Source organism: Pararhizobium sp. DWP3-4 (genome assembly GCF_049898205.1).
In the GTDB taxonomy this organism is placed as follows: Bacteria; Pseudomonadota; Alphaproteobacteria; order Rhizobiales; family Rhizobiaceae; genus Pararhizobium.
Genome location: NZ_JAFCXF010000004.1, coordinates 375,234 through 402,215 on the forward strand (window position 1 = coordinate 375,234; position 26,982 = coordinate 402,215).

27 protein-coding genes and 4 tRNA genes are annotated in these 26,982 nt (G+C 59.5%); 16 read left to right on the forward strand and 15 right to left on the reverse strand.

Going from position 1 to position 26,982, the window contains the following annotated elements; translation table 11 throughout:
• The first annotated feature begins 6 nt into the window (after positions 1 to 6).
• Positions 7 to 1,329, forward strand: a complete 1,323-nt coding sequence (locus ACP7E6_RS13585; protein WP_426230246.1) for a homoserine dehydrogenase — start codon at positions 7 to 9, stop codon at positions 1,327 to 1,329.
• Between the two features lie 123 nt (positions 1,330 to 1,452).
• Positions 1,453 to 3,255 (forward strand): single-stranded-DNA-specific exonuclease RecJ, encoded by a 1,803-nt coding sequence (gene recJ / locus ACP7E6_RS13590; RefSeq protein WP_426230247.1) that lies wholly within the window; start codon positions 1,453 to 1,455, stop codon positions 3,253 to 3,255.
• Positions 3,256 to 3,311: 56 nt separating this feature from the next.
• On the opposite strand, the gene ACP7E6_RS13595 is transcribed toward recJ, so the two are convergent.
• From ACP7E6_RS13595 to ACP7E6_RS13610, 4 genes are all read right to left on the reverse strand, one after another.
• Positions 3,312 to 3,386 (reverse strand) — tRNA-Glu (locus ACP7E6_RS13595).
• Between the two features lie 188 nt (positions 3,387 to 3,574).
• Positions 3,575 to 3,649 (reverse strand) — tRNA-Glu (locus tag ACP7E6_RS13600).
• A 137-nt stretch (positions 3,650 to 3,786) separates the two neighbouring features.
• A complete protein-coding gene (locus tag ACP7E6_RS13605; RefSeq protein WP_426230248.1) occupies positions 3,787 to 5,136 on the reverse strand; it encodes a D-Ala-D-Ala carboxypeptidase family metallohydrolase in 1,350 nt (449 codons plus the stop codon).
• A 318-nt stretch (positions 5,137 to 5,454) separates the two neighbouring features.
• Entirely contained in the window at positions 5,455 to 5,895 is a 441-nt protein-coding gene (locus ACP7E6_RS13610; protein WP_426230249.1) for a VOC family protein, read from the reverse strand.
• 196 nt (positions 5,896 to 6,091) lie between these two features.
• On the opposite strand from ACP7E6_RS13610, the gene ACP7E6_RS13615 reads away from it, so the two are divergent.
• From ACP7E6_RS13615 to ACP7E6_RS13645, 7 genes are all read left to right on the forward strand, one after another.
• A complete protein-coding gene (locus tag ACP7E6_RS13615) occupies positions 6,092 to 6,670 on the forward strand; it encodes a cold-shock protein (RefSeq protein ID WP_426230250.1) in 579 nt (192 codons plus the stop codon).
• Complete coding sequence (locus ACP7E6_RS13620) at positions 6,670 to 7,158, forward strand: DUF192 domain-containing protein (RefSeq protein ID WP_426230251.1); 489 nt, start codon at positions 6,670 to 6,672, stop codon at positions 7,156 to 7,158. Before ACP7E6_RS13615 ends, ACP7E6_RS13620 begins: the two co-directional genes overlap by 1 nt.
• Positions 7,159 to 7,256: 98 nt before the next feature.
• Positions 7,257 to 7,333: transfer RNA gene (locus ACP7E6_RS13625), tRNA-Pro, on the forward strand.
• Positions 7,334 to 7,567: 234 nt separating this feature from the next.
• A complete protein-coding gene (locus ACP7E6_RS13630; protein WP_113243634.1) occupies positions 7,568 to 7,873 on the forward strand; it encodes an ETC complex I subunit in 306 nt (101 codons plus the stop codon).
• A gap of 40 nt (positions 7,874 to 7,913) precedes the next feature.
• Positions 7,914 to 7,990, forward strand: a tRNA-Arg gene (locus tag ACP7E6_RS13635).
• Positions 7,991 to 8,046: 56 nt separating this feature from the next.
• Positions 8,047 to 8,307, forward strand: a complete 261-nt coding sequence (locus tag ACP7E6_RS13640; RefSeq protein ID WP_426230252.1) for a hypothetical protein — start codon at positions 8,047 to 8,049, stop codon at positions 8,305 to 8,307.
• Between the two features lie 16 nt (positions 8,308 to 8,323).
• The gene (locus ACP7E6_RS13645; protein WP_426230253.1) at positions 8,324 to 9,028 is read left to right on the forward strand and encodes an SDR family oxidoreductase; all 705 of its coding nucleotides are present in this window, start codon (positions 8,324 to 8,326) and stop codon (positions 9,026 to 9,028) included.
• Between the two features lie 24 nt (positions 9,029 to 9,052).
• Here the strand turns inward: ACP7E6_RS13645 and ACP7E6_RS13650 are convergent, their stop codons facing one another.
• The 4 genes from ACP7E6_RS13650 to ACP7E6_RS13665 all read right to left on the reverse strand — a co-directional run bounded on the left by ACP7E6_RS13650 (position 9,053) and on the right by ACP7E6_RS13665 (position 11,999).
• Positions 9,053 to 9,319 carry an usg protein gene (locus tag ACP7E6_RS13650; protein WP_426230254.1) on the reverse strand — a complete coding sequence of 89 codons (267 nt, stop codon included), beginning with the start codon at positions 9,317 to 9,319 and terminating at the stop codon, positions 9,053 to 9,055.
• Between the two features lie 153 nt (positions 9,320 to 9,472).
• On the reverse strand, positions 9,473 to 10,303 hold the full coding sequence (locus ACP7E6_RS13655; protein ID WP_426230255.1) for an ABC transporter permease: 831 nt from the start codon (positions 10,301 to 10,303) through the stop codon (positions 9,473 to 9,475).
• Complete coding sequence (locus tag ACP7E6_RS13660) at positions 10,300 to 11,103, reverse strand: ABC transporter permease (RefSeq protein WP_426230256.1); 804 nt, start codon at positions 11,101 to 11,103, stop codon at positions 10,300 to 10,302. Before ACP7E6_RS13660 ends, ACP7E6_RS13655 begins: the two co-directional genes overlap by 4 nt.
• A gap of 113 nt (positions 11,104 to 11,216) precedes the next feature.
• The gene (locus ACP7E6_RS13665; RefSeq protein ID WP_426230257.1) at positions 11,217 to 11,999 is read right to left on the reverse strand and encodes an ABC transporter substrate-binding protein; all 783 of its coding nucleotides are present in this window, start codon (positions 11,997 to 11,999) and stop codon (positions 11,217 to 11,219) included.
• Positions 12,000 to 12,377: 378 nt separating this feature from the next.
• Here ACP7E6_RS13665 and ACP7E6_RS13670 point away from each other — a divergent pair, with 378 nt between their 5' ends.
• Both ACP7E6_RS13670 and ACP7E6_RS13675 read left to right on the forward strand, forming a co-directional pair.
• Positions 12,378 to 14,624 carry an OmpA family protein gene (locus ACP7E6_RS13670; protein WP_426230258.1) on the forward strand — a complete coding sequence of 749 codons (2,247 nt, stop codon included), beginning with the start codon at positions 12,378 to 12,380 and terminating at the stop codon, positions 14,622 to 14,624.
• A 123-nt stretch (positions 14,625 to 14,747) separates the two neighbouring features.
• On the forward strand, positions 14,748 to 15,482 hold the full coding sequence (locus ACP7E6_RS13675; protein WP_426230259.1) for a polysaccharide deacetylase family protein: 735 nt from the start codon (positions 14,748 to 14,750) through the stop codon (positions 15,480 to 15,482).
• 9 nt (positions 15,483 to 15,491) lie between these two features.
• On the opposite strand, the gene mobB is transcribed toward ACP7E6_RS13675, so the two are convergent.
• The 3 genes from mobB to ACP7E6_RS13690 are packed head-to-tail and all read right to left on the reverse strand — an operon-like array spanning position 15,492 to position 17,614.
• Positions 15,492 to 16,028 carry a molybdopterin-guanine dinucleotide biosynthesis protein B gene (mobB, locus tag ACP7E6_RS13680; RefSeq protein ID WP_426230260.1) on the reverse strand — a complete coding sequence of 179 codons (537 nt, stop codon included), beginning with the start codon at positions 16,026 to 16,028 and terminating at the stop codon, positions 15,492 to 15,494.
• Positions 16,025 to 16,684, reverse strand: a complete 660-nt coding sequence (gene mobA / locus ACP7E6_RS13685) for a molybdenum cofactor guanylyltransferase MobA (protein WP_426230261.1) — start codon at positions 16,682 to 16,684, stop codon at positions 16,025 to 16,027. Before mobA ends, mobB begins: the two co-directional genes overlap by 4 nt.
• Positions 16,685 to 16,708: 24 nt before the next feature.
• Positions 16,709 to 17,614, reverse strand: coding sequence for a DMT family transporter (locus ACP7E6_RS13690; RefSeq protein ID WP_426230262.1), 906 nt, complete (start codon positions 17,612 to 17,614; stop codon positions 16,709 to 16,711).
• A gap of 454 nt (positions 17,615 to 18,068) precedes the next feature.
• Between ACP7E6_RS13690 and ACP7E6_RS13695 the strand changes: the two genes are divergently transcribed.
• Positions 18,069 to 20,621, forward strand: a complete 2,553-nt coding sequence (locus ACP7E6_RS13695; RefSeq protein ID WP_426230263.1) for a methyl-accepting chemotaxis protein — start codon at positions 18,069 to 18,071, stop codon at positions 20,619 to 20,621.
• Between the two features lie 68 nt (positions 20,622 to 20,689).
• On the opposite strand, the gene ACP7E6_RS13700 is transcribed toward ACP7E6_RS13695, so the two are convergent.
• Positions 20,690 to 21,220, reverse strand: a complete 531-nt coding sequence (locus ACP7E6_RS13700) for a DinB family protein (RefSeq protein ID WP_426230264.1) — start codon at positions 21,218 to 21,220, stop codon at positions 20,690 to 20,692.
• A gap of 67 nt (positions 21,221 to 21,287) precedes the next feature.
• On the opposite strand from ACP7E6_RS13700, the gene ACP7E6_RS13705 reads away from it, so the two are divergent.
• Entirely contained in the window at positions 21,288 to 21,917 is a 630-nt protein-coding gene (locus ACP7E6_RS13705; RefSeq protein ID WP_426230265.1) for a TetR/AcrR family transcriptional regulator, read from the forward strand.
• An 81-nt stretch (positions 21,918 to 21,998) separates the two neighbouring features.
• On the opposite strand, the gene moaA is transcribed toward ACP7E6_RS13705, so the two are convergent.
• Entirely contained in the window at positions 21,999 to 22,988 is a 990-nt protein-coding gene (moaA, locus tag ACP7E6_RS13710; protein WP_426230337.1) for a GTP 3',8-cyclase MoaA, read from the reverse strand.
• 248 nt (positions 22,989 to 23,236) lie between these two features.
• On the opposite strand from moaA, the gene ACP7E6_RS13715 reads away from it, so the two are divergent.
• On the forward strand, positions 23,237 to 23,611 hold the full coding sequence (locus ACP7E6_RS13715; RefSeq protein WP_426230266.1) for a gamma-butyrobetaine hydroxylase-like domain-containing protein: 375 nt from the start codon (positions 23,237 to 23,239) through the stop codon (positions 23,609 to 23,611).
• Positions 23,612 to 23,845: 234 nt separating this feature from the next.
• Here the strand turns inward: ACP7E6_RS13715 and ACP7E6_RS13720 are convergent, their stop codons facing one another.
• Positions 23,846 to 23,992, reverse strand: a complete 147-nt coding sequence (locus ACP7E6_RS13720) for a hypothetical protein (RefSeq protein ID WP_426230267.1) — start codon at positions 23,990 to 23,992, stop codon at positions 23,846 to 23,848.
• A gap of 497 nt (positions 23,993 to 24,489) precedes the next feature.
• Between ACP7E6_RS13720 and ACP7E6_RS13725 the strand changes: the two genes are divergently transcribed.
• Complete coding sequence (locus ACP7E6_RS13725; RefSeq protein WP_426230268.1) at positions 24,490 to 25,458, forward strand: GlxA family transcriptional regulator; 969 nt, start codon at positions 24,490 to 24,492, stop codon at positions 25,456 to 25,458.
• A gap of 149 nt (positions 25,459 to 25,607) precedes the next feature.
• On the forward strand, positions 25,608 to 25,937 hold the full coding sequence (locus ACP7E6_RS13730) for a hypothetical protein (RefSeq protein ID WP_426230269.1): 330 nt from the start codon (positions 25,608 to 25,610) through the stop codon (positions 25,935 to 25,937).
• A gap of 181 nt (positions 25,938 to 26,118) precedes the next feature.
• On the opposite strand, the gene ACP7E6_RS13735 is transcribed toward ACP7E6_RS13730, so the two are convergent.
• Entirely contained in the window at positions 26,119 to 26,922 is an 804-nt protein-coding gene (locus tag ACP7E6_RS13735; protein WP_426230270.1) for a hypothetical protein, read from the reverse strand.
• Positions 26,923 to 26,982 lie beyond the last annotated feature (60 nt).

The window sequence follows — 26,982 nt, forward strand, 5'->3', positions numbered from 1 at the left end:
TATTGTATGGCAGATGCCCTTAAAATCGGCATTGCGGGCTTGGGAACTGTTGGTGCCTCGCTCGTGCGCATCCTCCAGGAGCGTCACGAGGCGCTGGCGACGACATGCGGCCGGGCCATCGACATTACCGCTGTCACCGCACGTGACCGGAACCGCGATCGCGGTGTCGATATTTCCGCCATCGACTGGCATGAGGATGCGCTTTCGCTAGCCCAGACCGCCGATATCGACGTGTTCGTCGAATTGATGGGCGGTGCTGGCGAACCGGCGCTCACCGCCGTCAAGGCTGCCCTGTCGCGCGGCGTGCATGTGATCACTGCCAACAAGGCGCTGCTGGCCTCCCACGGCATTGCACTGGCCGGTCTGGCTGAAGAGCATGGCGCGCTGTTGAACTATGAAGCTGCGGTCGCCGGTGGCATTCCGGTGATCAAGGCGCTGAGAGAATCGCTGACGGGCAACACGATTTCGCGTGTCTACGGCATCATGAACGGCACCTGCAACTACATCCTGACCAAGATGGAAAAGGAAGGCCTGTCGTTCGAGGCCTGCCTGAAAGAGGCGCAGCGCCTGGGTTATGCCGAAGCCGATCCGGCCTTCGACATCGAGGGCAACGATACGGCGCATAAGCTGTCGATCCTCACCAGCCTTGCCTTCGGAACGGCAATCGCTGCCGATGATATCTATCTCGAAGGCATCACCAATATCTCGATCGACGATATCCATGCGGCCGCCGATCTCGGCTACCGCATCAAGCTGCTCGGCGTTGCCCAGCGCACCGACAGCGGTATCGAGCAGCGCGTGCATCCGACCATGGTGCCGCTCGATTCGGTGATTGCGCAGGTCGATGGCGTCACCAATGCGGTGGCAATCGAATCCGACATTCTCGGCGAATTGCTGATGGTCGGTCCTGGCGCCGGCGGCAATGCGACGGCATCCGCAGTGCTTGGCGACATCGCCGACATTGCCAAGAGCCGTCCCGGCGCACAGCATGTGCCGGCGTTTGGCCGTCCGGTCACCGCGCTCCTGCCTTACAAGCAGGCGCAGATCCAGAGCCATGAGGGCGGATATTTCATTCGCCTGAAGGTTCTCGACAAGACCGGCGTGTTCGCAAGCATTGCAACGCGCATGGCGGAAAACCGGATTTCGCTGGAATCGATCGTCCAGCATTCCAAGCAGCCTGTCGATACCGACGGTCCGCAGACGATCATTCTTGTCACCCATGCAACGACCGAGGATTCGGTCCGCAAGGCCGTCGCCTCGATCAAGGGCGAGGGCTATCTGGTCGGCGAACCGCAGGTCATCCGGATCGAACGGCCGAAGACGGCTTGATCCGAAATCGCAGATGAATGTCTTGCGGCCCCATCCGGCTTATCTCCGGGTGGGGCCGTTTTCGTTGCGGTTTGCGCCTGATGCAAAACCCGCGTACGAACGGTCAAAAGTCATGGGTGTACGATGAGTGATGTGCCAGATCCCGTCCAGCGGGCGTTTCTCAATGTGGAGCGTTCGGTCACCGGCCAGCGCTGGGTGTCGCGGCTGGATCAGGCCGGGCAGAATCGCGCGCTGGCGATCAGCCAGGTTCACGGCTTTTCCGATCTCATCGCCCGTGTGCTGGCCGGGCGCGGCGTGACGATGGACGATGCGGTGGCATTCCTCGATCCGACCATTCGCTCGCTGATGCCGGATCCCGATACGCTGACCGATTGCAACAAGGCCGCAGCCCGCATCATCACCGCGATCGAGACGCGCGAAAAGGTCGCCATCTTCGGCGACTACGATGTTGATGGGGCAGCGTCTTCGGCGCTGATGTTCCGGTTCCTGCGTCATTTCGGCGTCGATGCGGAAATCTATATTCCAGACCGTATTTTCGAAGGCTACGGCCCCAACCCCACGGCCATCAATCAACTGATCGACAATGGCGCCCGCTTGATCGTCACGGTCGATTGCGGCTCGACCAGCCACGAATCGCTGGCTGCCGCCGAAGCGCGCGGCATCGATGTCGTCGTCATCGACCACCATCAGGTCGGCGCGGAACTGCCGCCATGCGTAGCGCTGGTCAATCCCAACCGCGAGGATGATCTGTCGGGGCAGGGGCATCTCTGCGCGGCTGGTGTCGTCTTCCTTGTTCTGGTCAATGCCGTGCGCCTGTTGCGCGAAGTCGGCGACAAACGCGTGGCCTCGTTCGATCTGCTCTCTTTGTTGGACATCGTGGCGCTGGCAACCATCTGCGACGTCGTGCCGCTCAAGGGCCTGAACAGAGCCTATGTCGTCAAGGGACTGGTCGCCGCGCGGCATATGCAGAACCCGGGCCTGTCGGCGCTGTTTCGCAAGGCAGGCCTTGGCGGGCCGGTCACACCCTATCATTTCGGCTTCCTGATCGGCCCGCGAATCAATGCGGGCGGACGTATCGGCGATGCCGCACTTGGTAGCCGCCTGCTTACGCTGGAGGATGAAGGCGCTGCCGAAGAGATTGCCGCAAAACTCGACGAACTCAACCGCGAGCGCCAGGTGATGGAAGTCGCCATGCTGGCCGAGGCGGAAGCCGAAGCGCTGGCAGAATACGGCACCGGCGAATCGGCCTCGATCATCGTCACGGCTCGCGAGAACTGGCATCCCGGCATTGTCGGCCTTTTGGCTGCGCGCCTGAAGGAAAAGTTTCGCCGTCCAGCTTTTGCGATCTCGTTCGATGCCAACGGCAAGGGAACGGGATCGGGGCGCTCTATCAGCGGCTTCGATATCGGCAAGATCGTTCGCGCGGCTGTTGATAACGGCCTGCTGATCAAGGGCGGCGGTCATGCGATGGCGGCAGGCTTGACTGTCGAGCGCGCCAATCTCGGCAAGCTGCGGCATTTCTTCGACGAAAAGGCCCAGAATATCGTCAAGGACCTCGTCTCGGCCGAAACGCTGAAGATCGATGGCGCTTTGGGTGCTGCCGGTGCCAATCTGGCGCTGATCGACCAGCTTGAGCAGGCAGGCCCGTATGGGGCAGGGCATCCGCAGCCGATCTTTGCACTGCCGGCGCATCGCTTGCGCGATTCGCGCCAGGTTGGCGTCAACCATGTGAAGGTGACGCTGGAAGGCCAGGATGGCTCAAGGATCGAAGGCATCGCATTCCGCGCGCTGGAGACGCCGCTGGGTGACCTGTTGCTGTCTGAACGTGGCATGTCGCTGCATGTGGCAGCGTCGATATCGGCGGACATGTGGCAGGGAACGCGCCGCGTGCAGTTGCGGGTCATCGACGCAGCAAAGGCGTTCTGAGCGTCCGCTAACGGCGTCTCACGTCTATGGTTGAATGTCGGGAAATTGGGGAACCATGGTACGCCCTAGGGGAGTCGAACCCCTCTTCCCAGAATGAAAATCTGGTGTCCTAACCGATAGACGAAGGGCGCATCAGTGGTGTGGGCGTCTTATAGTCAGACATGCCGAATGCTGCAAGCGCTAAATCACGTTTTTTCAAGGATTTTTCGCAGTAAAAACAGCAGTAAAACAAAGGGAGTTTATGTCGCTCAAACCGGCCGGCGCCGAAGCGTTTTCGCGGGCGAATGGGGCATATTTTTGCTGTCGAGGAGGTTCACAATGGTACGCCCTAGGGGAGTCGAACCCCTCTTCCCAGAATGAAAATCTGGTGTCCTAACCGATAGACGAAGGGCGCAGCCGTTGTGTGGGCGTCTTATAGTCAGGGGTTTTGAATACCGCAAGCGGCAAAGTTCATTTTCCTGTAAAAAAGTTCCGGTAAAGCGCTGTTTTCAGTTTTTTGATGAATTAATCAATTAAAACAGCTGGTTGCGTTCAGCCCTTGCGGCGGCGGCAACGCCAATTCCAGTCACGGGACTCTCCGGTGTCGATATGAACCGATTCCGTGTGACAGTAGGTTCCGACCCCGCCGCGGCCCGGAATGGTGCGTAGATATTCGGCAAGCTCCCATTTGCTGACGCCTGGCACCTGAATGTCGGCGGCCTGGCAGGTCGTGTGCAGCGAATGCTTGCTTCCGCCGGCGCTTGCATTGTGTTTCAGGTCCCGCAGGCCTGATGTCACCATGATCTTGCGGCCGTAATGGGTTTCCACGACCTTGAGGACCTGCAACAGTTCCGGTTGGAAACAGCCCGTTTCAACTTTCTCCGTTTGCAGCCAGAGCCCGTTCGGTGCGAGACGGGCAAGGCCCGGCAGCGATGCCATCTCGACGGTAGCGCTATCGTCGTCGTGCCCCGGTTGCGAATCATCGACGGTGGCAAACATCGACGTTGTGCGCACGCCGGGCAGGGCGGTGAAACCGAGCGCAGCAATCTGTTGCGGTTTCAGGTCGCTTGAAAGTGACTTTTTCGCCGGCGTCTTGGCGAACCGGTCTTTGTCGAACTGGCTCCGGTTCTTGCGTTTGGCAGCAAAAAGACCGGCAAGCGTCAGGGTTTTTTCCGCTTCTTCCGGTTTATTCTGGTCATTTCCCGAACCGGGTACCACTGCCGTCGCGCTGTTGAGACCTTGCGTGGACGCGGTTTGAACGGCGGCAGACTGCTGGGTATCACCGCCGCGCAAGCTGTCCCCGCTTGAAGGAATCGGCACGGCAACGGGCAGCGGCGTGCCGTCCGTGCCGATTTCGGCACTTGCCACCTGTTGCGCGGCCGCCGCGCTATCGGCATTGCTCGCGCCTTCGAGCGGCAATGGCAGCTGGTTGGCTGCCGGCTGGCCGCTGTTGAAAAGACTATTTGTCGCCGGATTGACGCCGGTTGCCTGGCCGGCCGGCAGCGGCGCCGTGCCTGAGACCGTCGCGTGCCCCCGAACCGGCACCGGGTTCGGCCTTTGAACCGCAAAGATGCTGTTCGACGTGGCGTTGAGGCCGGTGCTCTGCATTGTCAGTGATGACGGCTGGCCGTTGTTGGGTGCAGGCATCATCGCGGTTGCCTGGGCTCCAGCCTGTTCCTGCCCATTGACGCCAACGGCAGAGACCTGCTGATCCTCATGGGAACCGGGCGCCGCTTGGGCCGCGCCGGCGATTTCCGGGACCACCGCGTCTGCAGCCGATGCTGCGTCCGCCGTGTCCTTTGCGGCGGTGACGCAACCCGACAATATCATCGCCGAAACACTCAGCGCAAGGAAGCAGCCAAGGCCGCGAATCATCGCCGCTTTCTGCAAAATAGGACGCAACGTTGGATCCCCACTCTATGCGGGCCGGACGGCATTTGCCGTCATGGCCTTTCATCAGACGTGACAAACCGCACAATCGGCGTAGCCCCTTTTCAGGGATTGCCACGCGTCCTCCAATGCGGTTTGACCGGTTCAACCGGGAAAGGGTGCTCGCCAGCGCGACGCATTTTGCACCTGCATCCCAATAACGTTTCGTTCAAACATTAAAGAACGTCCGGTTATTTGTAAACCTGCGCTGACGCAGGCGATTGTTGGAGCTCAGCCACCACCGGCGCTGAAAAGCCGTACCAGATATCGCCCGATCGCATTGTGCGGAGCTTACCAGGCGCCGGTGTTGCCCATCGAAGCCCAGGGTTCCTGCGGCGCGAGGTTCTCGCCCTTCTGCAGGATTTCGATGGAAATGCCGTCCGGCGAACGAACGAAGGCCATGTGGCCATCGCGCGGCGGCCGGTTGATGGTGACGCCGTTGTCCATCAGATGCTGGCAGGTCGCATAGATGTCATCAACCTCGTAGGCGAGGTGGCCAAAATTGCGGCCGCCGGTATAATCCTCGGTGTCCCAGTTGTAGGTGAGTTCCAGGCAAGGCGATAACGCGGTCTTGGCATGATCGAGATCACCGGGTGCGGCGAGGAAAACCAGGGTAAACCGGCCTTTTTCATTCTCGTAGCGGCGAATTTCGACAAGGCCGAACAGCTTGGACCAGAAGTGAAGCGAAGCGTCCAGATCTGTGACGCGAACCATCGTGTGCAGATAACGCATTGGTATATCCTTGTTTTGCGGAAGATGGATTATATCTAGCCGACAACCAGCCTGAGGCAAGGCTCAACGGCTAGTTTGGTTCGACAGCAAATTTCATCCGGGGGCTTGCACATAAGCGGCGGGACGATGTTATTCTGATCGTCAAGAATCAGTTAACCGTAATGATGTGACGCGTAATCGAGGGGCTGGACAGGCAATGGCGGACAGAATTTCAGCGAAGGACGTCACGCCGGATGACGATTTTGCCAGCGACGCACTCGATCTGGTTGAAATCACCGGCGTCATCAAATGGTTCGACGTTGCCAAGGGGTTTGGTTTCATCATCCCGGACAATGGCATGCAGGATGTCCTCGTTCACGTGACATGCCTGCGCCGCGACGGCTATCAGACCGTCCTGGAAGGGTCTCGCGTGGTTGCCCTCATTCAACGCCGCGACCGGGGTTATCAGGCTTTCCGCATCCTCTCCATGGACCAGTCGACGGCAATCCATCCTTCCCAGCTTCCACCGGTCAAGACCCATGTTCAGGTGACGCCGACCAGCGGGCTGGAGCGATGCCTGGTCAAGTGGTTCAACCGCACCAAGGGCTTCGGCTTCCTGACGCGGGGCGATGGTACCGAGGATATCTTCATCCATATGGAAACGCTGCGTCGTTTCGGGCTTACCGAGCTGCGTCCCGGGCAGACCGTTCTGGTGCGCTTCGGCGATGGGGACAAGGGCCTGATGGCTGCGGAAATCCATCCTGACGTGCCGGCTCCGGTGGGCAGGGCGCATTGATGAGCGCGGCGCATCTCCCGCGCCTCGCCGGAAGCGCCCTTGTGGCGCTTTTTTTGTGGCTTGTACCCTTTTCGGCCGCCGCTGCCGACGTCACTTTCGAAACTGCGCCTTTGCAGATCATTGCGACCGGCGGCAAGGTGCATAAATTCACCGTCGAGCTGGCGGTGGACAATGATCAACGATCGCAAGGCCTGATGAACCGCCGCCATATGGCCCGCGATCACGGCATGCTGTTTGATTTCGGCGTGACGCGGCAGGTGATGATGTGGATGAAGAACACCTATCTTCCGCTCGATATGCTGTTCATCGCCAAGGATGGCAAGATCGAAACGATTCGGGAGAATGCCGTCCCGCTGTCGGAATCGATCATCGATTCCCGCGTTCCCGTCGCTTTCGTTCTCGAACTGAACGGTGGAACGGTGAACCGCCTCGGCATCGCGCCGGGTGATATTGTCGATAGCGCCCGCATCTCCGATTTGAAGCCTTGATTGCGGGATCGATTCCTTTCGCTGCGTCTGTGGAATTGTTCAATTTAAGTGTTGCAGGGGCAGGGGGAAGCGTGTATTTCCCCGACATCGACGGGTCACGGAGTGTAGCGCAGCCTGGTAGCGCATCTGGTTTGGGACCAGAGGGTCGGGAGTTCGAATCTCTCCACTCCGACCATCGACTTTCCCAATTCTACGGCATCAATATTGAACGAAGCTCATGCTTTTCGGTGCAACGTGCTCGGCTTGGTGCGCCGGCTTTCCGTGGCGAAATGGCACAAGCGGCAAAATTGGCGGATATATCGCTGCAAGGTCATTTCGTTTTAATTCGTTCTGCGCTATGGCAGTGCGCAGAGACCGGCAGCGCATTGCGCCGCCGTCAGCAGTGAACCATGGTGGAGCCGCCCAAAAGATGTCCGCGAAAATCTATCGACCCGCAAAAACCGCCATGCAGTCTGGCAAGGCCAAGACGAATTTGTGGGTTCTTGAGTTCGATCAGGAAACGCCGCGCACCATCGACCCGATCATGGGCTATACGAGCTCTGCCGACACGCGCCAGCAGGTCAAGCTGACATTCGAAACGGCAGAACAGGCTGTTGCCTATGCCGAGCGCAACGGTATCGAGTACCGCGTCATCGCGCCCAAGGAACCAACCCGCAAGAGCGTGTCCTACAGCGATAATTTCCGGTTTAGCCGCACGCAGCCCTGGACGCATTGATCCGGGATTGCCGGTTCAAGGAGGGACACCTCCTTCAAGCGGCCCCTTAGCTCAGCTGGATAGAGCACCTGCCTTCTAAGCAGGTTGTCGCAGGTTCGAGCCCTGCAGGGGTCGCCAACAAAACTTTCGCCCGACATCATGGTCTTCCGGCCGCAAGCGGAACAAGAATCCCCGTGGCGAAACTGTCGCCTGAACCCGCGGCTGACAGCCATCGGCCTTTCATCGGCGTCAGCACCATTTCATGTCGTGGTCATCGCCGCATGGTGGCAGCACGTTCCATCCGCCACAGCAATATCAGGGCGCGCGGGCAGCCGGGGCAGGCTGGCGGTGCGCGGCCGTGGGTTTGCGGCCTTAAAACAGGTGCGCTGATGGCATATACAGGATTTCTTGATTGTGATCTTTTCCCGCTGCTGGTCTTATCGCGCCTTCATTGACATGAGGGAGACGATAATGACGGATCAGAAGGTTGCAATCATCACTGCGGGCGGGTCCGGCATGGGTGCCGTTTCGGCGCGGCGGCTGGCGGCGGAAGGATATCGCGTCGCGATCCTCTCCTCGTCCGGCAAGGGTGAAGCCTTGGCGCAGGAACTCGGCGGTATCGGCGTCACCGGATCGAACCAGTCGAATGACGACTTGAAGCGGCTGGTGGATGCGGCCTATGGCAAATGGGGCCGTGTGGATGCGCTGGTCAATTCGGCCGGCCACGGGCCCCGCGCGGCCGTGCTTGATCTCAGCGATGACGATTGGCACAAGGGCATGGACGTGTATTTCCTCAATGTCGTCCGCCCGACCCGGCTGGTGACGCCGATCATGCTGGAGCAGAAATCCGGTAGCATCGTCAATATCTCGACCTATGCCACCTTCGAGCCCGACCCGCTGTTTCCGACATCCGGCGTCTTCCGTGCGGGGCTTGCCGCCTTCACCAAGCTGTTTGCCGACAAATACGCTGCCGACAACATCCGCATGAACAATGTCCTGCCGGGCTTCATCGACAGCCTGCCGGAGACCGAGGAGCGGCGCCTGCGCATCCCGATGGGGCGCTACGGCACGTCGCAGGAAGTGGCCGAACTGGTGGCGCTTCTGGCGACCGACCGCGGCGGTTACATCACCGGCCAGAACATCCGCATCGATGGCGGCATCACCCGGTCGGTGTGAGTTCCAAAGCGTGGGGGCGAGGCATCAGTTGATGATGAACTCGCCCTTCAACGCGCTCCAGTCCGTTGCCGAGATCAGCGTGCGGTGCACGTAGCGTACCGAATGCAGCGGACCTTCCAGCTTTTCCTGCCAGAATTTTAGAAAACTCTTCATTTCCGGAAACTCCGGCGCCAGGTCGTAGTGCTGCCAGATATAGGTTTGCAGAAAGGCAGGATGATCGGGCATCCGGTAGAGAATCTGTGCCGTTGTCAGACCGTATCCTTTGAGCTGCAGTTCCATTTCGTTTGTCATGTCGGACCTCATTTTGTTCAATGATGGTCCCTGCAATTGAAGCACGCGAATGCTTAATGCGATATTAACAATATCTCATAGGAAAACAAATATCGTTCAGAAACAAAGGTTTGTCAGCAAGGCACATCGAGTGCTGCCAAACTCGTTCGCAGATCAGCGTTTGAGGTGGCGGGTCAACCGGGTTTCGATCCAAGCCCAGAGATTGCGCAGTATCTCGACCATGATCAGGTAGAGAACGGCTGCCCAGAGATACATCTGGAAATCATAGGTACGCGAAAAGGCGCGGCGTGTTTCACCCATCAGGTCGAACACGGTGACGATCGCAACGATGGCCGAGCCCTTGATCATCAGGATGATCTCGTTGCCGTAAGGGCGAAGGGCGACGATCATTGCCTGCGGCAGGATGATCTTGAAGAATGCGACAGCCTTGGGAAGGCCAAGGGCCGCCGCCCCTTCGTGCTGGCCGCGTGGCACACTCTCGATTGCGCCGCGCAGGATCTCGGCCTGGTAAGCGGCGGTGTTAAGCGTGAAGGTGAAGAGCGCACAGAACCAAGCCTCCTTGAACAGCGACCACAGCCCGGCTGCCTCAAGGTAGGGACGGAAACTGCCCAAGCCGTAATACACGAGGAAGAGCTGTGTGATCAGCGGCGTTCCACGGAAGAAGTAGACGTAGCCATAGGCGATCCAGGAGAGCACCTTGTTCTTGGTCATCCGGCCATAGGCGATCGGCAGGGAGAGAATGCCGCCGAGCACGACTGAGATGGCGACGAGCGTCAGCGTGACGCGCAGACCGGACAGGAAACTCGGGCCGTATTTGGCGAATTTTTCCGGGCTCCACGAATCGACGGCGAACATGAAAATGCCGACGGATGCGGCGAGCCACACACCGAGCAGGACATGACCGATCAGGCGGGAAACCGTGTAGCGCTTCAGCGCTTCAGGCGGTGCCGGCAGTGCCGGGAGCATGGTTTCAGCGTGGCTCATCGGACGGTCTCCGAACGTTTGGTCCAACGCTCAAGTGCGGAAAACACCAGCGAGGAGAGCATTGCCAGAATGAGGAAGAGCAGGCAGGCGATCGAGAAGAATTCGAAGGCATTTTTTGTAACTCGGGCGGCAATACCCGTCTGGCGCAGGATATCCGGCAACCCGATGACCGAAACGAGCGCTGTATCTTTCAACAGCGCCATCCAGAGATTGCCAAGGCCGGGCAGGGCAATGCGCACCAGCTGCGGCAGGATAATCAGCCGCATGGTCTTGCCTCGGTGAAGGCCGAGCGCGTCGCCGGCTTCATATTGCCCACGCGGAATGGCCTTGAAGGCGGACAGCAGCACTTCCGAACAATAGGCCGAGAAGACTACGCCCAGTGCGACCATGCCGGCGATGAAGGCGTTGATCTCAACTGGCCCCTCGTAACCGACCGCTGCCATCACCCGTTGCGCGACGATCTGCAGGCCGTAATAGACAATGAACAGCGTTAGAAGCTCCGGCAGCCCGCGGAAGATCGTGGTGTAGATGTTGGTGGCCAGCCGCAGTGATTTTTCTTCGGACTGCTTTGCTAGCGCGATAAAAAAACCGGCGAAAAGTCCGATAGGCAAGGTGCAGATCGCCAAGCTGGCGGTGATCAGGAAGCCGTAGGCGATCTCGTCGCCCCAACCTGTGTCGCCGCAGGACAAGAGCGTGTCTTCCGCAAAAAGCCGGAAGATGCCGATTGGGCCGCACATCGGATCGATCATGCCGGCAAACCACGAGACAGCGGAAGAGAGGGCAGCAAAAGCAGCCTGCATGCGTCAAATTTCCCCGGTACGGCGTCTTGGTGCGCTTATTGTTATTCTGTGTGTCAGACAAGAATGGCGGAAGGGCAAGCCTTCCGCCATCGTATTTCAGCAACAGGTAAAGATTAATCGCCGTAAACGTCGAACTCAAAATACTTGTCGTTGATTTCCTTGTACTTGCCGTTGGCGCGGATCGCCGCGATGGCGGTGTTGAACTTGTCCTTCAAGGCCGTATCGCCCTTGCGGACAGCAATGCCGGCGCCGATGCCGTTGATGACCGGATCGGGCTTGAGGGCCTTCAGAAGTTTGCAGCAGGCGCCGTCTGCGGTCTTCAGCCAGGAGGTCAGGACAACGACATCGTCGATGACGGCATCGACGCGGCCGTTGGCGACGTCAAGCTTGTATTCGTCCGGGGTCGGATAGAGCTTGAGTTCTGATTCCTTGAAGAAGGCCTCGCCATAATTTGAATGAGTCGTCGATGCCTGCGCGCCCAGCGACTTGCCGGCAAGGCCGGCTTCCGTCGCTTCGGTGATCGGCGAATCCTTCGGAACGACGATGGCCGGTCCCGTATTGTAATATTTGTTGGTGAAATCGACCTTTTCCAAGCGTTCCGGCGTGATCGACATCGACGCAATGATGGCATCGAATTTCTTGGAAACCAGAGCCGGAATGATGCCGTCCCAATCCTGGGTGACGAAGGTGCATTCTGCCTTCATCTCGACGCAGAGCGCCTTGGCAATGTCGACATCAAACCCCGTCAGGGTGCCGTCGGCTTCAAGATTGTTGAAGGGCGGGTAGGCGCCTTCCGTCCCGATGACGATTTTTTCGCCATCGGCCATGGCAGTGCCTGCCATCAGCGCGAAAACGGCAGCCGAAGCGGCCATGGCGAGACGTCTGGAAATACGCATTGTGATCCTCTCTGTTGGCGGTCAGCCGGTTTCTTGTTCTTTACGGCCGCCGGTACGCCGACCGTCGTTGCGATCGGGCTGGGGGATATTCCTACGCTTTAATTGAAAAAATCAACAGGAAAGCATGGGTTGCCTGATGAAAAGTCTGCACATCCTGATGCGTTTACACTGGTTCCACGCGGAAGCAGGCCTATGTCTGGCGAAGATGAACGCAACATTCATCCTGAGTTAATGCAGGTTTCTATAATCGTCTCTCATTGATTTGGGCCAATGCGCCTTCTTTTCACCGCTTCGATCTGTCCAAACAGACGAAAGTGGAGGACCGGGCGTGATTCCGGTCGAAAAACAACAAAACGGGACCTCTAAAGGAGGAATTATATGAGCATCCGATCCAAACTTTTCGCCACTGTCGCCATGCCCGTGCTGGCGGCTTCGATCGTTGTGCATCCGGCGCTGGCGGCTAACCTTGCTGCCTCGTTCGAGGTCGCACAGGCAGAAGAAGCGCCGCAGGGCGAAGGACAGTCGAACGAAGAGGAACTGCTGCGGCTGCAGCAACAGCAGGCCGAAGAAGCTGCAAGGGCTGCCGCCGAGCAACAGGCCGAGCAACAGGCTGCGCAGGAAGCCGAGCAGTTGCGCCAGCAGGAACAGCAGGCAGCCGAGCAGAAGGCTGCTGAAGATGCCGCTGCCGCTGCTGAACAACAGGCGGCCGAGCAAAAAGCTGCAGAGGATGCCGCAGCCGCGGCTGCTGCACAACAGGCAGCCGATCAGAAAGCTGCCGAAGATGCTACGGCCGCCGCTGCCGCTGAACAGCAGGCGGCGGAGCAGAAAGCCGCGGAGGATGCCGCCGCTGCGGCTGCAGCCGAACAGCAGGCCAATGAGCAAAAGGCCGTTGACGATGCCGCCGCTGCAGCTGCAGCTGCCGCCGACAAACAGGCTGCCGATCAGAAAGCGGCTGAGGATGCCGCAGCCGCAGCGACTGCCGCCGACAAGCAGGCCACGGATCAGAAGGCGGCTGACGATGCCGCGGCTGCTGCAGAACAGCAACGCCTGGCTGATGAACAGAAGGCCGCTGAACAGAAGGCCGCTGAAGACGCGCAGAAGGCGCAGGAGCAGCAGCCTGCTCCGGCTGAGGAGCAGCCGGCCACCGCACAACAGCCTGCCACTACCGAGCAGCCGGCCGTCGAGGGCCAGCAGCCGCCGGTATCGCGGGAGCAGCCGGTAACGGCAGAGCAACCGCCGGTATCGCAGGAACAGCCAGCAACGGCAGAGCAGCCGCCGACCGATCCTGCCGCCGAACAGCCGCAACAGACCACCGAGACGCCGGCTCAGCCCGTTGTCGTGCCCGAGATCGTCGATACGACGACCCCGGAACAAAAGCAGGAAATCGCTGCCGATCCGGCCAAGACGGATGATACGATCGTTCTGCCGATCGAAGGCGGCGCTGCCGTCCTCGATAGCGACAAGGATGCCGACAATGCCGGTGGCCAGACGGCGCGCGAAGAACGCAAGAAGCTGCGTGAAAGCCAGCGCGCCGAGCAGGAAAGCGTCGTGGCTCCAACCAACGATGCCGAAGCCCAGGCGAAGATTACTAAGGTCGAATCACAAGCCATTCAGGCTGGGATCACCGAGGAAGGCCAGAAGCTTGACGCGGCACCGGTCTTCGTTATGCCCGGTGTTACCAATGTCGAGAACAATACGGTCAACAACAATGTGACCAGCAACACCGTCAACAATACGATTACCAACAATACCGTGACGAACAATGTCACCAATGTCGTTGTGCAGCAGCAGATCGACAACCGCACTGTCCTCAGCGTCGACAATCAGATCATCATCCGCAACGACGACCGTCCGCGTCTGCGCCGCGACTCTGAAGAGAGCTTCTATGAGGAGCTCCCGCGTGGCCGCGTTCGCGAAACGATCGTCCGTCCGAATGGCTCGCGGCTGGTGACGGTTTATGACCGTTATGGTGACATCATCCAGCGCTCGCGCATCAACCGCGACGGCGAAGAGTATCTGATGGTCTATGCGCCGGAGCCGGAAGCGGACCGTCCGCCCCGCATCCGAGACATCGGCTACGAATTGCCGCCGATGCGCCTGAGCATTCCGGTTCGCGATTACATCATCGATACATCGAGCGAGCCGGATCGCGACTACTACGACTTCCTGGCCGAGCCACCGGTCGAACGGGTTGAACGTGTCTATTCGATTGACGAGGTGAAGTATTCTGCCCGTCTCCGCGACAAAGTTCGCCGCATCGACCTGGATACGATCACCTTTGCCACCGGCAGTTCGGAAGTGCCGCTTGCCCAGGCGAAGACCCTGCGCAAGGTGGCCAACGCCATCAGTGAAGTGCTTCAAAAGGACCAGGGCGAGACCTTCCTGATCGAGGGCCATACCGATGCCGTCGGCAAGGATCAGCCCAACCTGGTTCTTTCCGATCAACGCGCAGAAGCAGTCGCCGAGCTTTTGACCGATGTCTACGGAATTCCTCCGGAAAACCTTGTGACGCAGGGCTATGGCGAACGGTTTCTGAAGGTGAAAACCCAGGTCGCCGAACAGCAGAACCGCCGCGTGACAATCCGTCGCGTGACACCGCTGGTCCGTCCGGTAGCCCAGAAATAGCCATAGTCCGGTCTCTCTGATGGGATGCCGCTGGAGGACGGCCCGGTGCGCAAGCGCCGGGCCGTTTTGCATGGTCTTTCCTTATCCTCCGGTATTGCTGCCGGATCGCATTGTGAGTTTTTGATGAAAACCCTCCTCGCCGCGCTTTTGATCTGCGTTTCCACCGGCCAAGCCTCACTCGCCGCAACGCGGCTGGTGGAGCCGCAGCTGCGGCTTGAAAGCCAGGAGAAGGGGGCGGCACCCCGCGTTGCCCTGACGTTCGATGCCTGCAGCGGCAAGACGGACGCGCGGATTCTGGCGGCGTTGATCGACAACCGTATCCCCGCCACCATCTTCGTGACGGCTCGCTGGCTGAAGCGCAATGCTGCAACGATGGCCGTCTTCAAGGCGCATCCGGATCTGTTCGAGATCGAGAATCACGGCGCAATGCACGTTCCAGCCGTCGATCATCCGGTGTCGATCTACGGCATTGCCGCTGCCGGTAGTCCGCAGGCGGTCGAAACGGAAGTTGCGGGTGGCGCGGCTGCGATCGTCGGGCAGGGATTGCAGCCGCACTGGTTTCGCGGCGCAACGGCGAAATACACCCTGTCGTCGATCGGGCAGATCCGGCAGATGGGATTTCGCATTGCCGGTTATTCGGTCAACGGCGATGGCGGCTCACTGCTGGGTGCTGCGGCTGCGGCAAAGCGGTTTGCGTCTGCCAAGGATGGTGACGTGATCATCGCCCATATCAACCAGCCGACCCATGCCGCCGGTTCCGGTGTCGTCAAGGGTATCCTGGACCTGAAGGCCAAGGGTTACGCTTTCGTCCGGCTGAATGATGGGACGGAAGATGGCAGCGACGAAACCACCAACTGACTGTGCAGGTCAGCCCGGCTGTTTTGCCAACCCGGTAATGCGTTCGATGAAATCGGCGATCGCCGTCGTGTCGTTCAAATCAAACAGAACAAGCCCGCTGTCTTCGACCGGGTGATCGGCGGCAATCGCGACAATGTACGGATCGGTCGGGGCGAGCGGTTCGCGGTTCTGCGCTTCCAGCCGCCGGGCCTCGATCTTCGGGATCGGTTCGCGCTTGTAGCCTTCGATCAACACCAGATCGCATGGCGCCAGGCGGGCGAGGATGTCCGGAAAGCTCGGCTCAGGGGCGCCGCGCAATTCATGCATGATGGCATAGCGCGTGCCTGATACGATGGTAACTTCATGGGCGCCGGCCTCGCGATGGCGAAAACTGTCGGCGCCGACCTTGTCTATATCGAAATCATGATGGGCGTGCTTGACCGTCGAGACGCGGTAGCCGCGCTGCGTCAGTTCGGTGACGAGACGGACGGCAAGACCGGTCTTGCCGGAATTCTTCCAGCCGGCGATTCCAAAGATTTTCGGGCCGGCGGTTTCTGGCGGTCTCATCTTTCAGTTCCCTCGATAAAAGGCAGCCAGCGTTCGGCCATTTCAAGCTCGGCCGGGGTGTTGATGTTGAAGAACGGGTCGATCGGTCCGTCTACCGTTTCGATCATGGGAAAATCGACCCTTGCTACCGGATGTCGTTCTATGAAGCCGCGCACCCGCCGCTTGTCGTCGGTCCGCAGCCATTGTTCGAGCTCATCGGCGAGGGCGACCGGCCAAAGGGCGAAGACGGGGTGCATGATGCCGGCCGTATAGGCGACGGCGATCTGGCCGGGCTCTGTGATCGCCGCCTGAAGACGGGCAACGAGGTCGGAGGGAAAGAACGGCGTGTCGGTTGGAACTGTCGCAATGTGGCTGGCGACAGGAAAATGCCTTGCCGCATGGCGCATGCCCGAAAGCACCCCGGCCATCGGTCCGACCTGGCCTGGAACGGTATCACCAAACACGGCGATGGCGGGAGCAAGGTTCAAACTGGTGTTCGTGTTGCTGTTGACGCTGAGGCCGGCCGTCTGCGGGGCGAGGCGCTCGATCACCCGGTGAACAAGCGGTTTGCCGCCAAGCATCACCGCCGCCTTGTCCTGGCCCATGCGCGACGACAGGCCGCCGGCGAGAACGACGCCTCGCGGGATATTTGCCGAGGGGCCTGTCTGTGCACTCATCAAACTATCCTGCCTTCAACCCACTCATTTCGGCGAACCCGGTTCGGATTGCTGCGCCAAGACCATTCGCCGCTTGTTTTCACGGGCGAATGTATAAAGCCCGGACGCGATGATGATCGCCACGCCGGTGACCATCCAGACATCCGGTTCTTCCGAAAAGAACAGGATGCCGATGCTGATCGACCAGATCAGGCTGGTATAGCGGAAGGGGGCGACAATAGCGATTTCGCCGTTGCGCATGGCCAGCACGATACACTGGTAGCCGACAAGCAGCAGCAGGCTGGCCCCCGCCAGAATTCCGATCGAGGTTATCGTCATCGGTTGCCAGCCGCCGAGCGGTACGATCAGAACCGCCCCAGTCATGGTGATGACGATGGCGGTAATGACCGAGATGAACAGCGATGGCACGGCCGGATCGATCCGCCGGGTGCACAGATCGCGGATCGCTGCGAAGACAACGGACACAACGACACTGAGTGCTGCGGCGGTGAAACCGTCGGGGCCGGGCCGCAAAATGATGAGTACGCCGGCAAAGCCGATGAGGATTGCCAGCCACCGTCGCCAGCCGACGGGGTCGCCGAGGAACAGCGCCGCACCCAGCGTGACGGCCAGCGGCAGTGCCTGCAGGATCGCCGAGGCATTGGCGAGCGGGATCTGGCCGAGCGCATAGATGTAGGAGATCGAGGCGCCGACTTCGGCTGCGATTCGCAGGGCGACGACCGGCGACAGAATCAGCCGGAACGAACGCATGGCGCCGAAATGGCGGGCGAGCAGCAGGACCAGAACCGATGTGAAGAAGCCGCGCACCAGCATGATCTGACCCGCATTCATCACGCCGGTGACGGATTTGATCAAGGCGTCGTTGCAGGTGAAGCCCGCCATGGCCAGGCACATGAAGATAGCGCCGCGGAAATTTGCGGTAGGTTGCATTCTTTTTACAGGTCCGTTCTCATCACTGCCCCGGTTTTGACGAATCAGCGATGCGGCGGGATGAAGTCTGCGCTGCTGGTTTTGCCTATCTCTAAAGCATCGGCATTTCTTTTATGCAACTGCTATCCTTGATCTGTCTGAATTGACGGCAGAATAGCAAGAGTAGCCATTTCTATCCGTGTCGTAGAACCGCGAACTACGGCCCTGCGGGTTTTTAAAGCGCAAGATTAAACCCCGGGATTTTTGGCGAAATATTAAGTTTCGGCACCTATCGTGCCGGAATTCCGCTGCCCTTCGCATGATGCGAATAAGGTTGACGTAACGGCAAGTATTTCCGTTCGTGTCAACCGGATGACATTCCGGAAAGCGCCATGGCTGCGCCCCGGTTCGTTCGTTCTCAACCAGAGAGCAATCTGGCGGAAATGTCCGATTTGCTCAACATCTGGAGTTCGGAATGTCCCTGATCGATCGCTCTTTGCAGCGCCTGCGCATTGTCACCAAGGTTTTGCTGTTCGTCGTGCCCCTGGTGGCGCTGATCGCCGGCATCGGTCTTGTCGGATACTTCACCGCAAGCACGTTGAATGGGCACATGACCGTGACGCGCGAAACGATCAACAATCTCTCCGACTTCCAGTCGTTGCGCAGCGGGCTGCAGAATTTTTCCGACAATCCCACAGAAGAGACACGCGCGACGCTTGCCAGCCGGATAGATGAACAGGAAAACGGTATCCGCACGCTGGATGACCTGCTGACCGCCGGCGAAGACAAGGCAAAGATCGAATCGGTCGTTTCGCTTGGCCAAGCCATGCGCGGGCAGCAGGACAAACTCTGGTCGCTCAAGACCGAGCGCGACACTGTCACGGCATCGCTCGACGCGGCGCTTGCAGACATGACGGTCCAGGGCAATACCGCCTTCAAGCAGATCGATATCCTGCGCAAGGAATCGGGCGAAAAGGAATCCTTCGCCAAAGCACTGTTGTTCGATGCCGCCGCCTATCAAGGGCTTGCCGAACGCATCAAGAAATTCCGCCTGCCAGTCACTATGGCGATCGCGCCGGATGCCAAGGTCCAGCAGGCCACGACGCTGATGCCGCATCTTTTGAAGCAGATTGCCGAGGCCGAAAAGATCGCGTCCGACAAGGTTTTGAAGAAAATCTCTGAAGTGAAGGCCGATACCAAGGTCATCCAGGATATCCTGGCCAACAGCGATCCGAACGACGTCAAGAAGACGCAGCTGAGCTCGGCAATGATCAAGTTTTCGAAATACGAGTCCGATTTCGCCAAGGAAGCCGTCACCAATTCGGATACGGCGGCCAAGCGCTTCGTCGGCATGGACAGCGAAATCTCAACCCTGAAGACGCTGATCGGCCTGATGAACGAGACCTTCAAGGGCCTCGACGACACGCGCCTGCATATCAGCGAACTGCACCGCAAGCTCGATACGGCGAGCCGCGACAATGTCATGACCGATATCGCCGCCGTACGCGAGAGCGTGACGAAGCTGTCGGAACTCGGCGGAAAGAACGCGGCACTGCGCGATCTCGCCGGCAAGCTGGCACCGTCGCTCGAGCAGATCGATACCGGCACCGCCCAGCTGATCGATGTCGGCGCCCGCTGGCAGGCGGCGAAGACCGAAGCCGCAGCTCTTGTGGCGGACGCCAGCCAGACGCTGGAGAATTTCGTCAGCAGTGCCCAGGAAGCCGGCAAGAAGGACAGCCAACGCTCCGCCGATGTCTCGATCATCGCCATGGTTGCCGGCACGCTGCTGGCGATCGTCGGTGGCCTGATGCTGATCGAAACGCTGCGCGGCCCGTTGAAGCGGGTGACCGAGACGATGACCCGGTTGGCCAATGGCGATCTCGAAGTCGCCATCGAAGGCCGCAACCGCGGCGACGAGATCGGCGACATGGTGCGCTCGGTTGCCGTCTTTCGCGACAACGCCGTCGAAAACGTCCGTCTCGGACAGGAAGCGGAAGCTGCCCGCACGCTGTCGGCCGAAGACGAAGCCCGCCGCCGGCAGGAGCGCGCCCGCATCGAGGCCGACCAGATGGAAGCGCTGACGGCACTCTCCGATGTGCTCGCCAAGCTTGCCGACGGCAATCTGGAGGAGGGCATGGCGGAAGATCTGTCCGAAGATTACATCGTCATGGCCCGCACCTATAACAACGCCGTCGAGGCGCTGCGGGCGACGCTGATCGATGTCCGGTCAGTAACCGACGAAATCACCAGCGGCACCGGTAACCTTGCGACCTCCGCAGATGATCTCGCCCGCCGGACCGAACAGCAGGCCGCAGCGCTGGAGGAAAGCTCGCGTGCCCTTGGCCAATTGACGGAGATCGTCCGCTCGACGGCCGAAAGCGCGCGCAAGACCACCGTATCGGTCGATCAGACCCACAGCTATGCCAAGCATTCCGGCGAAGTCGTTGCCAAGGCAATCGACGCGATGGCGGCGATCAACAAGTCGTCCGACAAGATTTCGACCATCATCGGCGTCATCGACGAGATCGCCTTCCAGACCAATCTTCTGGCGCTGAACGCTGGCGTGGAAGCGGCTCGTGCCGGCGACGCCGGCCGCGGCTTTGCCGTTGTCGCACAGGAAGTGCGCGAGCTTGCTCAGCGCTGTGCGGGGGCCGCTCGCGAGATCAAGGGGCTGATTTCGGAAAGCTCCGTGCAGGTGCGCGGCGGTGTCGAATTGGTTCAGGAAACCGGCAAGGCGTTGACCGTCATCAACGACCACATCTCGACCATCCACCAGCTGGTGAGCAATATCGAATCGGCCGCCGCCGACCAGTATCGCGGCCTCAACGAGGTCAATCAGGCGGTGCGCGAGGTCGAACTGATCACCCAGCAGAATGCCGCCATGGTCGAGGAAAACACCGCCGAAATCCACGGCCTGCGCCATCAGGTCGATATCCTCAACGAGAAGATCGAACGCTTCAAGACCGGCACCAGCCGCTCGGTCTCGGGCGGCCGGGTGCAGGGGTATGGCAGAAGTTACGCGGCTTGAGGTTGGCGGACTTTGACGGCAAGCTCGATACCGAGTAAACGTGAGAAACAGGCTTGCGCGCTTGCCGATTATGTCCATGCCGTTACCGGCGGTTCCTTCTCGTGAAGTCTGCGTGCCGGCTCGGTCTGGTGCAGATAGACGGCAAACGTGTCCCACGGCGGGGTGATGGAAAGCTGAGAGAGAATCCGGCCAACTTCCCCGCGATGATAGCCGCCATGCAAGATGACGTGGGTCAGCATTTCCGCCCTCGACATGCAGCCCTTGTCACCATCGGTGAAGTCGAACCGGATAGCGTCTGAAAGCTGTTGCGGAGGCACTGTCTGGACATAGTTCAGATACCACCGGTCTGACGCCGATACGGCGGCCCGCAGCTCGTTCAATGATGGGGTGTCGGCTGTGTTGTCAGAGGTGTAGCCGTGCGTCTTGCCTGTCAGATGCGCTGCGAACATTTGAGCGACCACATAATAGTGGTTGATCAGCCGGATCGCCGTATGACGTTCGGTTTTTTGTGTGTCCGGATCCAGTTTTTCCAGCTTGCCGAACAGATCGGCATTGGCCCATGCGTGATAGCCATACAGGGTCAGAAAACAGCCGCTCATGGTCGGATATCCCTTTGAATTCCGCGGAATGTGAGTAACGTGTTTATATTCAACAAGGAGGATATCGTTGTCTACTCGCATTGCGAAATTGCCGCCCGTCATGCGCAAAGAGCCTCGTCAGGCGCGCTCAAAGGCGACCGTCGAGGCGGTCATTGAAGCAGGCGCTCGCATTCTGAGCGATCAGGGGTGGGCCGAATTTACCACCAATAAGGTGGCCGATGCCGCCGGGGTCAGCATCGGCTCGCTGTATCAGTATTTTCCCGACAAGCTTTCCTTGATCGAAGCCATCCGCCGCCGTCACCTCGATGACTGTCTCGCCGTTATGCGGAAGTCCTGGAAGGAGGGGCTGCCTGTGGCGCTGTTCGTGGAGGGGCTCGTTCGTGACATGATCGCGGCGCACAGCATACACCCCGGGCTGCATCGGGTGCTCATCGACGAGGCACCCAGCTTCCATGCTTCCAAGGATCCCCACAGCGCATTCGAAACGGAATATCTCGGTTATTACGCCAGAGCTGTCGCGTCCTACCGGACGCACGAGACGGACGCCGCCAATCACACCGTCGCGCTGATCATCTCCGATGCCATTGACGGGGTGATCCACAACGCTGCGCGGCGGGGGATGCTCGCTGAGCCACAGGTGAAAGACCAGCTTGTCCGGATGATCGGCTTGTATCTCGGCGAGGCGGCCACGGCATGAGCCGCGTCCGTTTTTTTCAGTAGGTCGATATGATCGTCCGCAGCAAAAGGCCGGACACCCGGTGTTTCAATCTACGGGAGATCACCCCCCGGTGACGCTCATGTGGCGAGCGACCGCGGGCTTGTTGCGGGTGCGGTCGATGATGAAGTCGTGGCCCTTGGGCTTGCGAGTGATGGCCTCGTCGATAACGGTGGACAGGTAGGCGTCGTCGTCGGAGGCGCGCAGCGCGGTGCGCAGGTCGGCGGCGTCGTTCTGGCCGAGGCACATGTAGAGCGTGCCGGTGCAGGTGAGGCGCACACGATTGCAGCTCTCGCAGAAGTTATGGGTCATCGGGGTGATCAGGCCGAGCCTGCCGCCGGTTTCCGCAACCTGCAGATAACGCGCCGGGCCGCCGGTCTTGTAGGGGATGTCCGCAAAGGTGAACTGTTCAGCCAGAGTGTCGCGCATCTCCGAGAGCGGCATATAGTGGTCGGTACGGTCCTCGTCGATCTCGCCCATCGGCATGGTTTCGATCAGCGTCAGGTCCATGCCGCGTCCATGCGCCCAGCGCATCATGGCGGGGATTTCGGCGTCGTTGAAGCCTTTGAGCGCGACGGCATTGATCTTGACATGAATGCCGGCTGCCTGCGCGGCATCGATGCCTTCCATGACCTTCGATAATTCCCCCCAGCGGGTGATCTGCCTGAATTTTTCGGGGTCAAGCGTATCAAGCGAGACGTTGATGCGGCGCACCCCGCAATCTGCAAGCTCGGCGGCGAATTTCGACAGCTGCGAGCCGTTGGTGGTCAGCGTCAATTCGTCGAGATTGCCAGCATGGACGTGCTTGCCGAGTTCGCGCACCAGGAACATGACGTTCTTGCGCACCAAGGGCTCGCCGCCGGTCAGCCGCAGTTTCCGCACGCCCTTGGCGATGAAGGCGGAACAAAGCCGGTTCAGCTCCTCCAGCGTCAAAAGATCCTTCTTGGGCAGAAAAGTCATGTTCTCCGCCATGCAATAGGTGCAGCGGAAGTCACAGCGATCCGTCACCGAAACCCTGAGATAGGTGACAGCCCGCCCGAACGGGTCGATCATCGGTGTTTTGGCATCGACCAACTTGTGCGCGCCGATCCTGTCGATGGTAACGGTATTCAAGACTATTCTCCCTGTTCCTTCAATGTCGTGACCAAAACCGGCTGCGTCAAGGCGAAAGCGGTCAAAACCATGAGAAAACCGGCGCGAAACACTTTCTTATGATCGGGGGGTGCACACCCGGGCGCAAACAATTCCATCCGGCGGGAAATTGCGCTAGTGCTCCCATGCATCAATGGAGACCGCATGGCATGAGCGATATATGGCCGACCGAACTGCGCGTGTCGAAGGACCGCCACCGGCTGATGGTTGCCTTCAACGACAGCACGTCCTTCGATCTTTCGGCGGAAATGCTGCGCGTCCTGTCGCCTTCGGCAGAAGTCCAGGGCCATGGACCGGGGCAGGGCCTGACCGTGCCCGGCAAGCGCAATGTCTCGATCATCTCGATGACGCCGACCGGAAACTATGCCGTGCGCATCGGCTTCGACGACGGCCACGATACCGGCATCTTCACCTGGAATTATCTGCGCGAACTGTGTGCCACCGGCGAGACGCTGTTTGCGGCCTATGAGCAGAATCTGGCTGACAAGGGCATGACCCGGGACAAGGCGGAAAAGCCGCGCTGACGCGCGCATTCCCGTCTATCTAAGCGCTTGTGGATTAGGGATCAGCGGAACATCCCATCGAGAGCTAATTCCCCGCGATCTCGTCATCGGCGCCAGACCGCCTTCGTGTTCAAGAATTGAGAGACGGCGGGCTTCTGAGCGGCTGAATTTGAGCCGCACGCCGAGACCTCTCATCTTCATCGATAAAGGCCGGTAGCAGGTCAAGCGGTTGGCATGCTTGCCACAATACGCGTGCTACAGCACGAAGAAGCCGATGATGGCGGCAATCGGCACGGGCACCCCGACGAGCCAGATCAGCAATTCCCGCACCATGAAATTGCGGTAATCCGATTGGCCGCCTGGTGCCGGGATGGGGGTCTGGACAGGTGGATTGGTCATCATAACCACAGCATCCAAATCAGGATGACGGCGATGAGGGGAACACCCATGAACCATAGGAGACCAGCGCGCAGCATGTGACTTTCCTTCCATATATGATTCTGTTGAGCCGGTGTAACGCGCGGTTGTTCAGTTTCGTTCCTTCCACCTGTCGCTGTCGATACAGTTGCGGGAAGGTAAGGTATCGAAACGTGGCCGGGTGACCTCTTGAAATATGTTTTAGGACGAGCCTTGACGCTGCAGAGAGGAGTTTTTGCAGCCATGTTTCCCGTCAAACAACTGCCGGAATAGAGAAGCATCGCGTCTTTACTGATGTTTTCGGAAAAAAACGGGCCGAAGGCATCTCTGCCGTTCGACCCGTCCGGTAAGGATCGGTAGGGGGAATGCCCAGACATTCGCTGGCCTGTCAAAGGCTGCGAACGGGAGGTCTTACCTCCACATCATGCCTGAGTGATCCCAATCCATTTGACATAAAGCGCAGAAAATTTGACATTTCCCGGATGTCGCTGCTCAAGAATTCTGATTGCGCCGTTCAGGTTGTGATTATCGTCCTGCCCGAATCGTCGATCATGTCGCTGGCCTCGGTGCTGGATCCGATGCGTGCTGCCAATAGGGTGGCCGGTAAAATTCTATTCGACTGGAAAATCCTGTCTCCGGATGGCGAACCGGTTCTTCTGACATGCGGTGTCCTCATTGCAGTAGATGGGATGTTTTCGGCGCGTGAGCAGGGTGATTGCCTGTTGATCATCGGCGGTTTCAATCTGGACCGACATGCGCAAAAACCGTTCATCGCCGGCCTGCAGGCCGCCGCCCGGCATTTTTCCACCGTCGCCGGCATCGAATCCGGTTGCTGGCTCCTGGCACGTTGCGGGCTCGTCAATGGGCGCTCTGCAACGGCACATTGGGAGGAACTGGAGGATTTCGCACTGGCGTTTCCGCATGTTTCCGTCCGCGCCGACCGGTTCGTGACGGATGGAAAATTCTGGACCTCCGGGGGCGCATCGCCGACCTTCGACATGATGCTGCACCTGATCCGGCAGCGGTTCGGCTCATCTATCGCGCTCGATGTGGCGAGCATCTTTGTCTATGACGAGACGCATGCTGCGACGGATGCACAGCCGCTGGTGTCGCTTGGCCGAATGGAAGCGCTCGATCCGCAGCTTGCCCAGGCGATCCGCCTGATGGAAAGGACGCTTGAGCGGCCATTGTCGATCACGGCGCTTGCGCTGCGTGCCGGACAGTCGCAGCGCAAGCTCGAAATGCGGTTTGCCCGGTCGCTCGGGGTCAGCCCCGGACGTTACTATCTGCGGCTGCGGCTGCAGACGGCGCACCGGCTGGTGAGCGATACGCAACTGAGTATCCGCGAGATCGCTCTTCGCTGCGGTTTCGACAGCCTTTCGTCTTTCTCGCGCGCCTTCAAACGCCAATATGGTGACAATCCAATGAAACTGCGCCGAGGCCGCCAGTGACGGAATACCATCATCATGCCTTATATGATCTGTTGAGAGCCGGCGCGAAATCGGAGGCGTATGCAAACAGAACAGGCGGCCATCACCATTGCCTCTTGCCACAACCTTGCGGCGCCATATCTCTCGCTTGAATGGAGAGATCAACGACAATGAAAACCATGATTCTGGCGGCCGCCATCGGCGTTTCGACCCTGCTGCTTGCCGGGTGTGTCAGCGAAAGCGTTTCCTATCAAGGCAACGGCTACAACTCGCGCCCGCGCGAATACTCCGAGCGCTATAACCGCAATGAGCGCTGGCGTGACCGCACCGATGATCAGCAAGGCCGGGAATACGGTCGCCGCGACCGCAGCAATGATGAGGGCCGCGCGGACTGGCGCGAGCGGGATGGACGGAGCGATGATCGCCGCTGCGGCAACGATCCCCGCTGCGAAGCTCCGGAATACAATCCGGAACGGCCCGGCTATTACCGCCGCGGCTGACCCGGACAAGACTGTTTGATAATCAGAACCGGCATGAGGCATCTGGCCGCGATGGTTCAAACTAAAACAGCGTCGCCTTCGCGGGTGACGCTGTTTTTGTTTTGAGGCTTTGGACGGCGTTCAATGACGCCGCAAGCGGGCATGGGATACCGGTTAAGACTGCTGTTTCGACGCAGTTCAGTCAGCGCAGATTGCCGACGGGAAACTGGAAGTTCACGCCGGCGAAAATCTGCCACCGTGGTGCACCGGGGCCGTCGTGCCAGACCGTATATTGCGGTTCGATGAACGCGTTCATCGTGATGCCCTTGTCGAGCTGGAACACCTTTCCCACACCCAGGCCGACGGGGATGTAGCTGGCCCCGCTTTCCATATTGAAGTTCCAGGTCGCCGAAGAGCGGAGGTAAAAGCCCTTGTCCAAGTTAACGTTGACGATCGGCTGCAGCGTGAGAAGGTTGACATCGTCGCGCAGATCACTGCCGGCAAACGAGGCCTGATAGGTGACAAGGCCGCCGAGAAGACCCCAGCTCTGCGGTGCCACCATGACGCCGGCAGCGCCAGCCTGCCACTTTCCACTGCCAAGCTCGTCTTCGCTCGCGGTCGGAATAACCAGAACCGGGCCTGCCGCAAAGGTAATATCGCCTGCCTTTGGCAGCACGAACAGATCGATCAGTGTGAGATCGCCGATGCCCGTCACATAGCCGTCCGGCACCTCCGGTGAGGTTGCGATGGGCAAGGTAAAGCGTATCAGCTGCGGCAGTCCGAAAGCATCCGAGGGAATGAGGCCGCGCAGGAGAAACTGGTTGGCATGCTTGTCTTCCGGAACATCGATGAAATCCGGAATAAAGTAGTCCTGAAAATTGATCGTTATTTTCGGCGTCAGCGGATTGTTCGCAGCGTTGAGGTCCTCATGTTCCTGAGCCAACACGGTTGTCGACGTGCACAGGATTGCCAGAAACGCGGCTGCAAGGGAATTGAAAAACTGCATCTAGGGATCTCCGCATCGAACGGGGGCAATAGAGCACGATTCTGATCCCGGCGGGAGTAC

Bases quoted from the DNA above. Each gene is read 5' to 3' on its own strand.
- ACP7E6_RS13585 (WP_426230246.1), top strand. From the start codon at position 7: ATGGCAGATGCCCTTAAAATCGGCATTGCGGGCTTGGGAACTGTTGGT.
- recJ (WP_426230247.1), top strand. From the start codon at position 1,453: ATGAGTGATGTGCCAGATCCCGTCCAGCGGGCGTTTCTCAATGTGGAG.
- ACP7E6_RS13610 (WP_426230249.1), bottom strand. From the start codon at position 5,895: ATGCGTTATCTGCACACGATGGTTCGCGTCACAGATCTGGACGCTTCG.
- ACP7E6_RS13615 (WP_426230250.1), top strand. From the start codon at position 6,092: ATGGCGGACAGAATTTCAGCGAAGGACGTCACGCCGGATGACGATTTT.
- ACP7E6_RS13620 (WP_426230251.1), top strand. From the start codon at position 6,670: ATGAGCGCGGCGCATCTCCCGCGCCTCGCCGGAAGCGCCCTTGTGGCG.
- ACP7E6_RS13630 (WP_113243634.1), top strand. From the start codon at position 7,568: ATGTCCGCGAAAATCTATCGACCCGCAAAAACCGCCATGCAGTCTGGC.
- ACP7E6_RS13645 (WP_426230253.1), top strand. From the start codon at position 8,324: ATGACGGATCAGAAGGTTGCAATCATCACTGCGGGCGGGTCCGGCATG.
- ACP7E6_RS13650 (WP_426230254.1), bottom strand. From the start codon at position 9,319: ATGACAAACGAAATGGAACTGCAGCTCAAAGGATACGGTCTGACAACG.
- ACP7E6_RS13655 (WP_426230255.1), bottom strand. From the start codon at position 10,303: ATGAGCCACGCTGAAACCATGCTCCCGGCACTGCCGGCACCGCCTGAA.
- ACP7E6_RS13660 (WP_426230256.1), bottom strand. From the start codon at position 11,103: ATGCAGGCTGCTTTTGCTGCCCTCTCTTCCGCTGTCTCGTGGTTTGCC.
- ACP7E6_RS13665 (WP_426230257.1), bottom strand. From the start codon at position 11,999: ATGCGTATTTCCAGACGTCTCGCCATGGCCGCTTCGGCTGCCGTTTTC.
- ACP7E6_RS13670 (WP_426230258.1), top strand. From the start codon at position 12,378: ATGAGCATCCGATCCAAACTTTTCGCCACTGTCGCCATGCCCGTGCTG.
- ACP7E6_RS13675 (WP_426230259.1), top strand. From the start codon at position 14,748: ATGAAAACCCTCCTCGCCGCGCTTTTGATCTGCGTTTCCACCGGCCAA.
- mobB (WP_426230260.1), bottom strand. From the start codon at position 16,028: ATGAGACCGCCAGAAACCGCCGGCCCGAAAATCTTTGGAATCGCCGGC.
- mobA (WP_426230261.1), bottom strand. From the start codon at position 16,684: ATGAGTGCACAGACAGGCCCCTCGGCAAATATCCCGCGAGGCGTCGTT.
- ACP7E6_RS13690 (WP_426230262.1), bottom strand. From the start codon at position 17,614: ATGCAACCTACCGCAAATTTCCGCGGCGCTATCTTCATGTGCCTGGCC.
- ACP7E6_RS13695 (WP_426230263.1), top strand. From the start codon at position 18,069: ATGTCCCTGATCGATCGCTCTTTGCAGCGCCTGCGCATTGTCACCAAG.
- ACP7E6_RS13700 (WP_426230264.1), bottom strand. From the start codon at position 21,220: ATGAGCGGCTGTTTTCTGACCCTGTATGGCTATCACGCATGGGCCAAT.
- moaA (WP_426230337.1), bottom strand. From the start codon at position 22,988: ATGATCGACCCGTTCGGGCGGGCTGTCACCTATCTCAGGGTTTCGGTG.
- ACP7E6_RS13715 (WP_426230266.1), top strand. From the start codon at position 23,237: ATGAGCGATATATGGCCGACCGAACTGCGCGTGTCGAAGGACCGCCAC.
- ACP7E6_RS13720 (WP_426230267.1), bottom strand. From the start codon at position 23,992: ATGATGACCAATCCACCTGTCCAGACCCCCATCCCGGCACCAGGCGGC.
- ACP7E6_RS13725 (WP_426230268.1), top strand. From the start codon at position 24,490: ATGTCGCTGCTCAAGAATTCTGATTGCGCCGTTCAGGTTGTGATTATC.
- ACP7E6_RS13730 (WP_426230269.1), top strand. From the start codon at position 25,608: ATGAAAACCATGATTCTGGCGGCCGCCATCGGCGTTTCGACCCTGCTG.
- ACP7E6_RS13735 (WP_426230270.1), bottom strand. From the start codon at position 26,922: ATGCAGTTTTTCAATTCCCTTGCAGCCGCGTTTCTGGCAATCCTGTGC.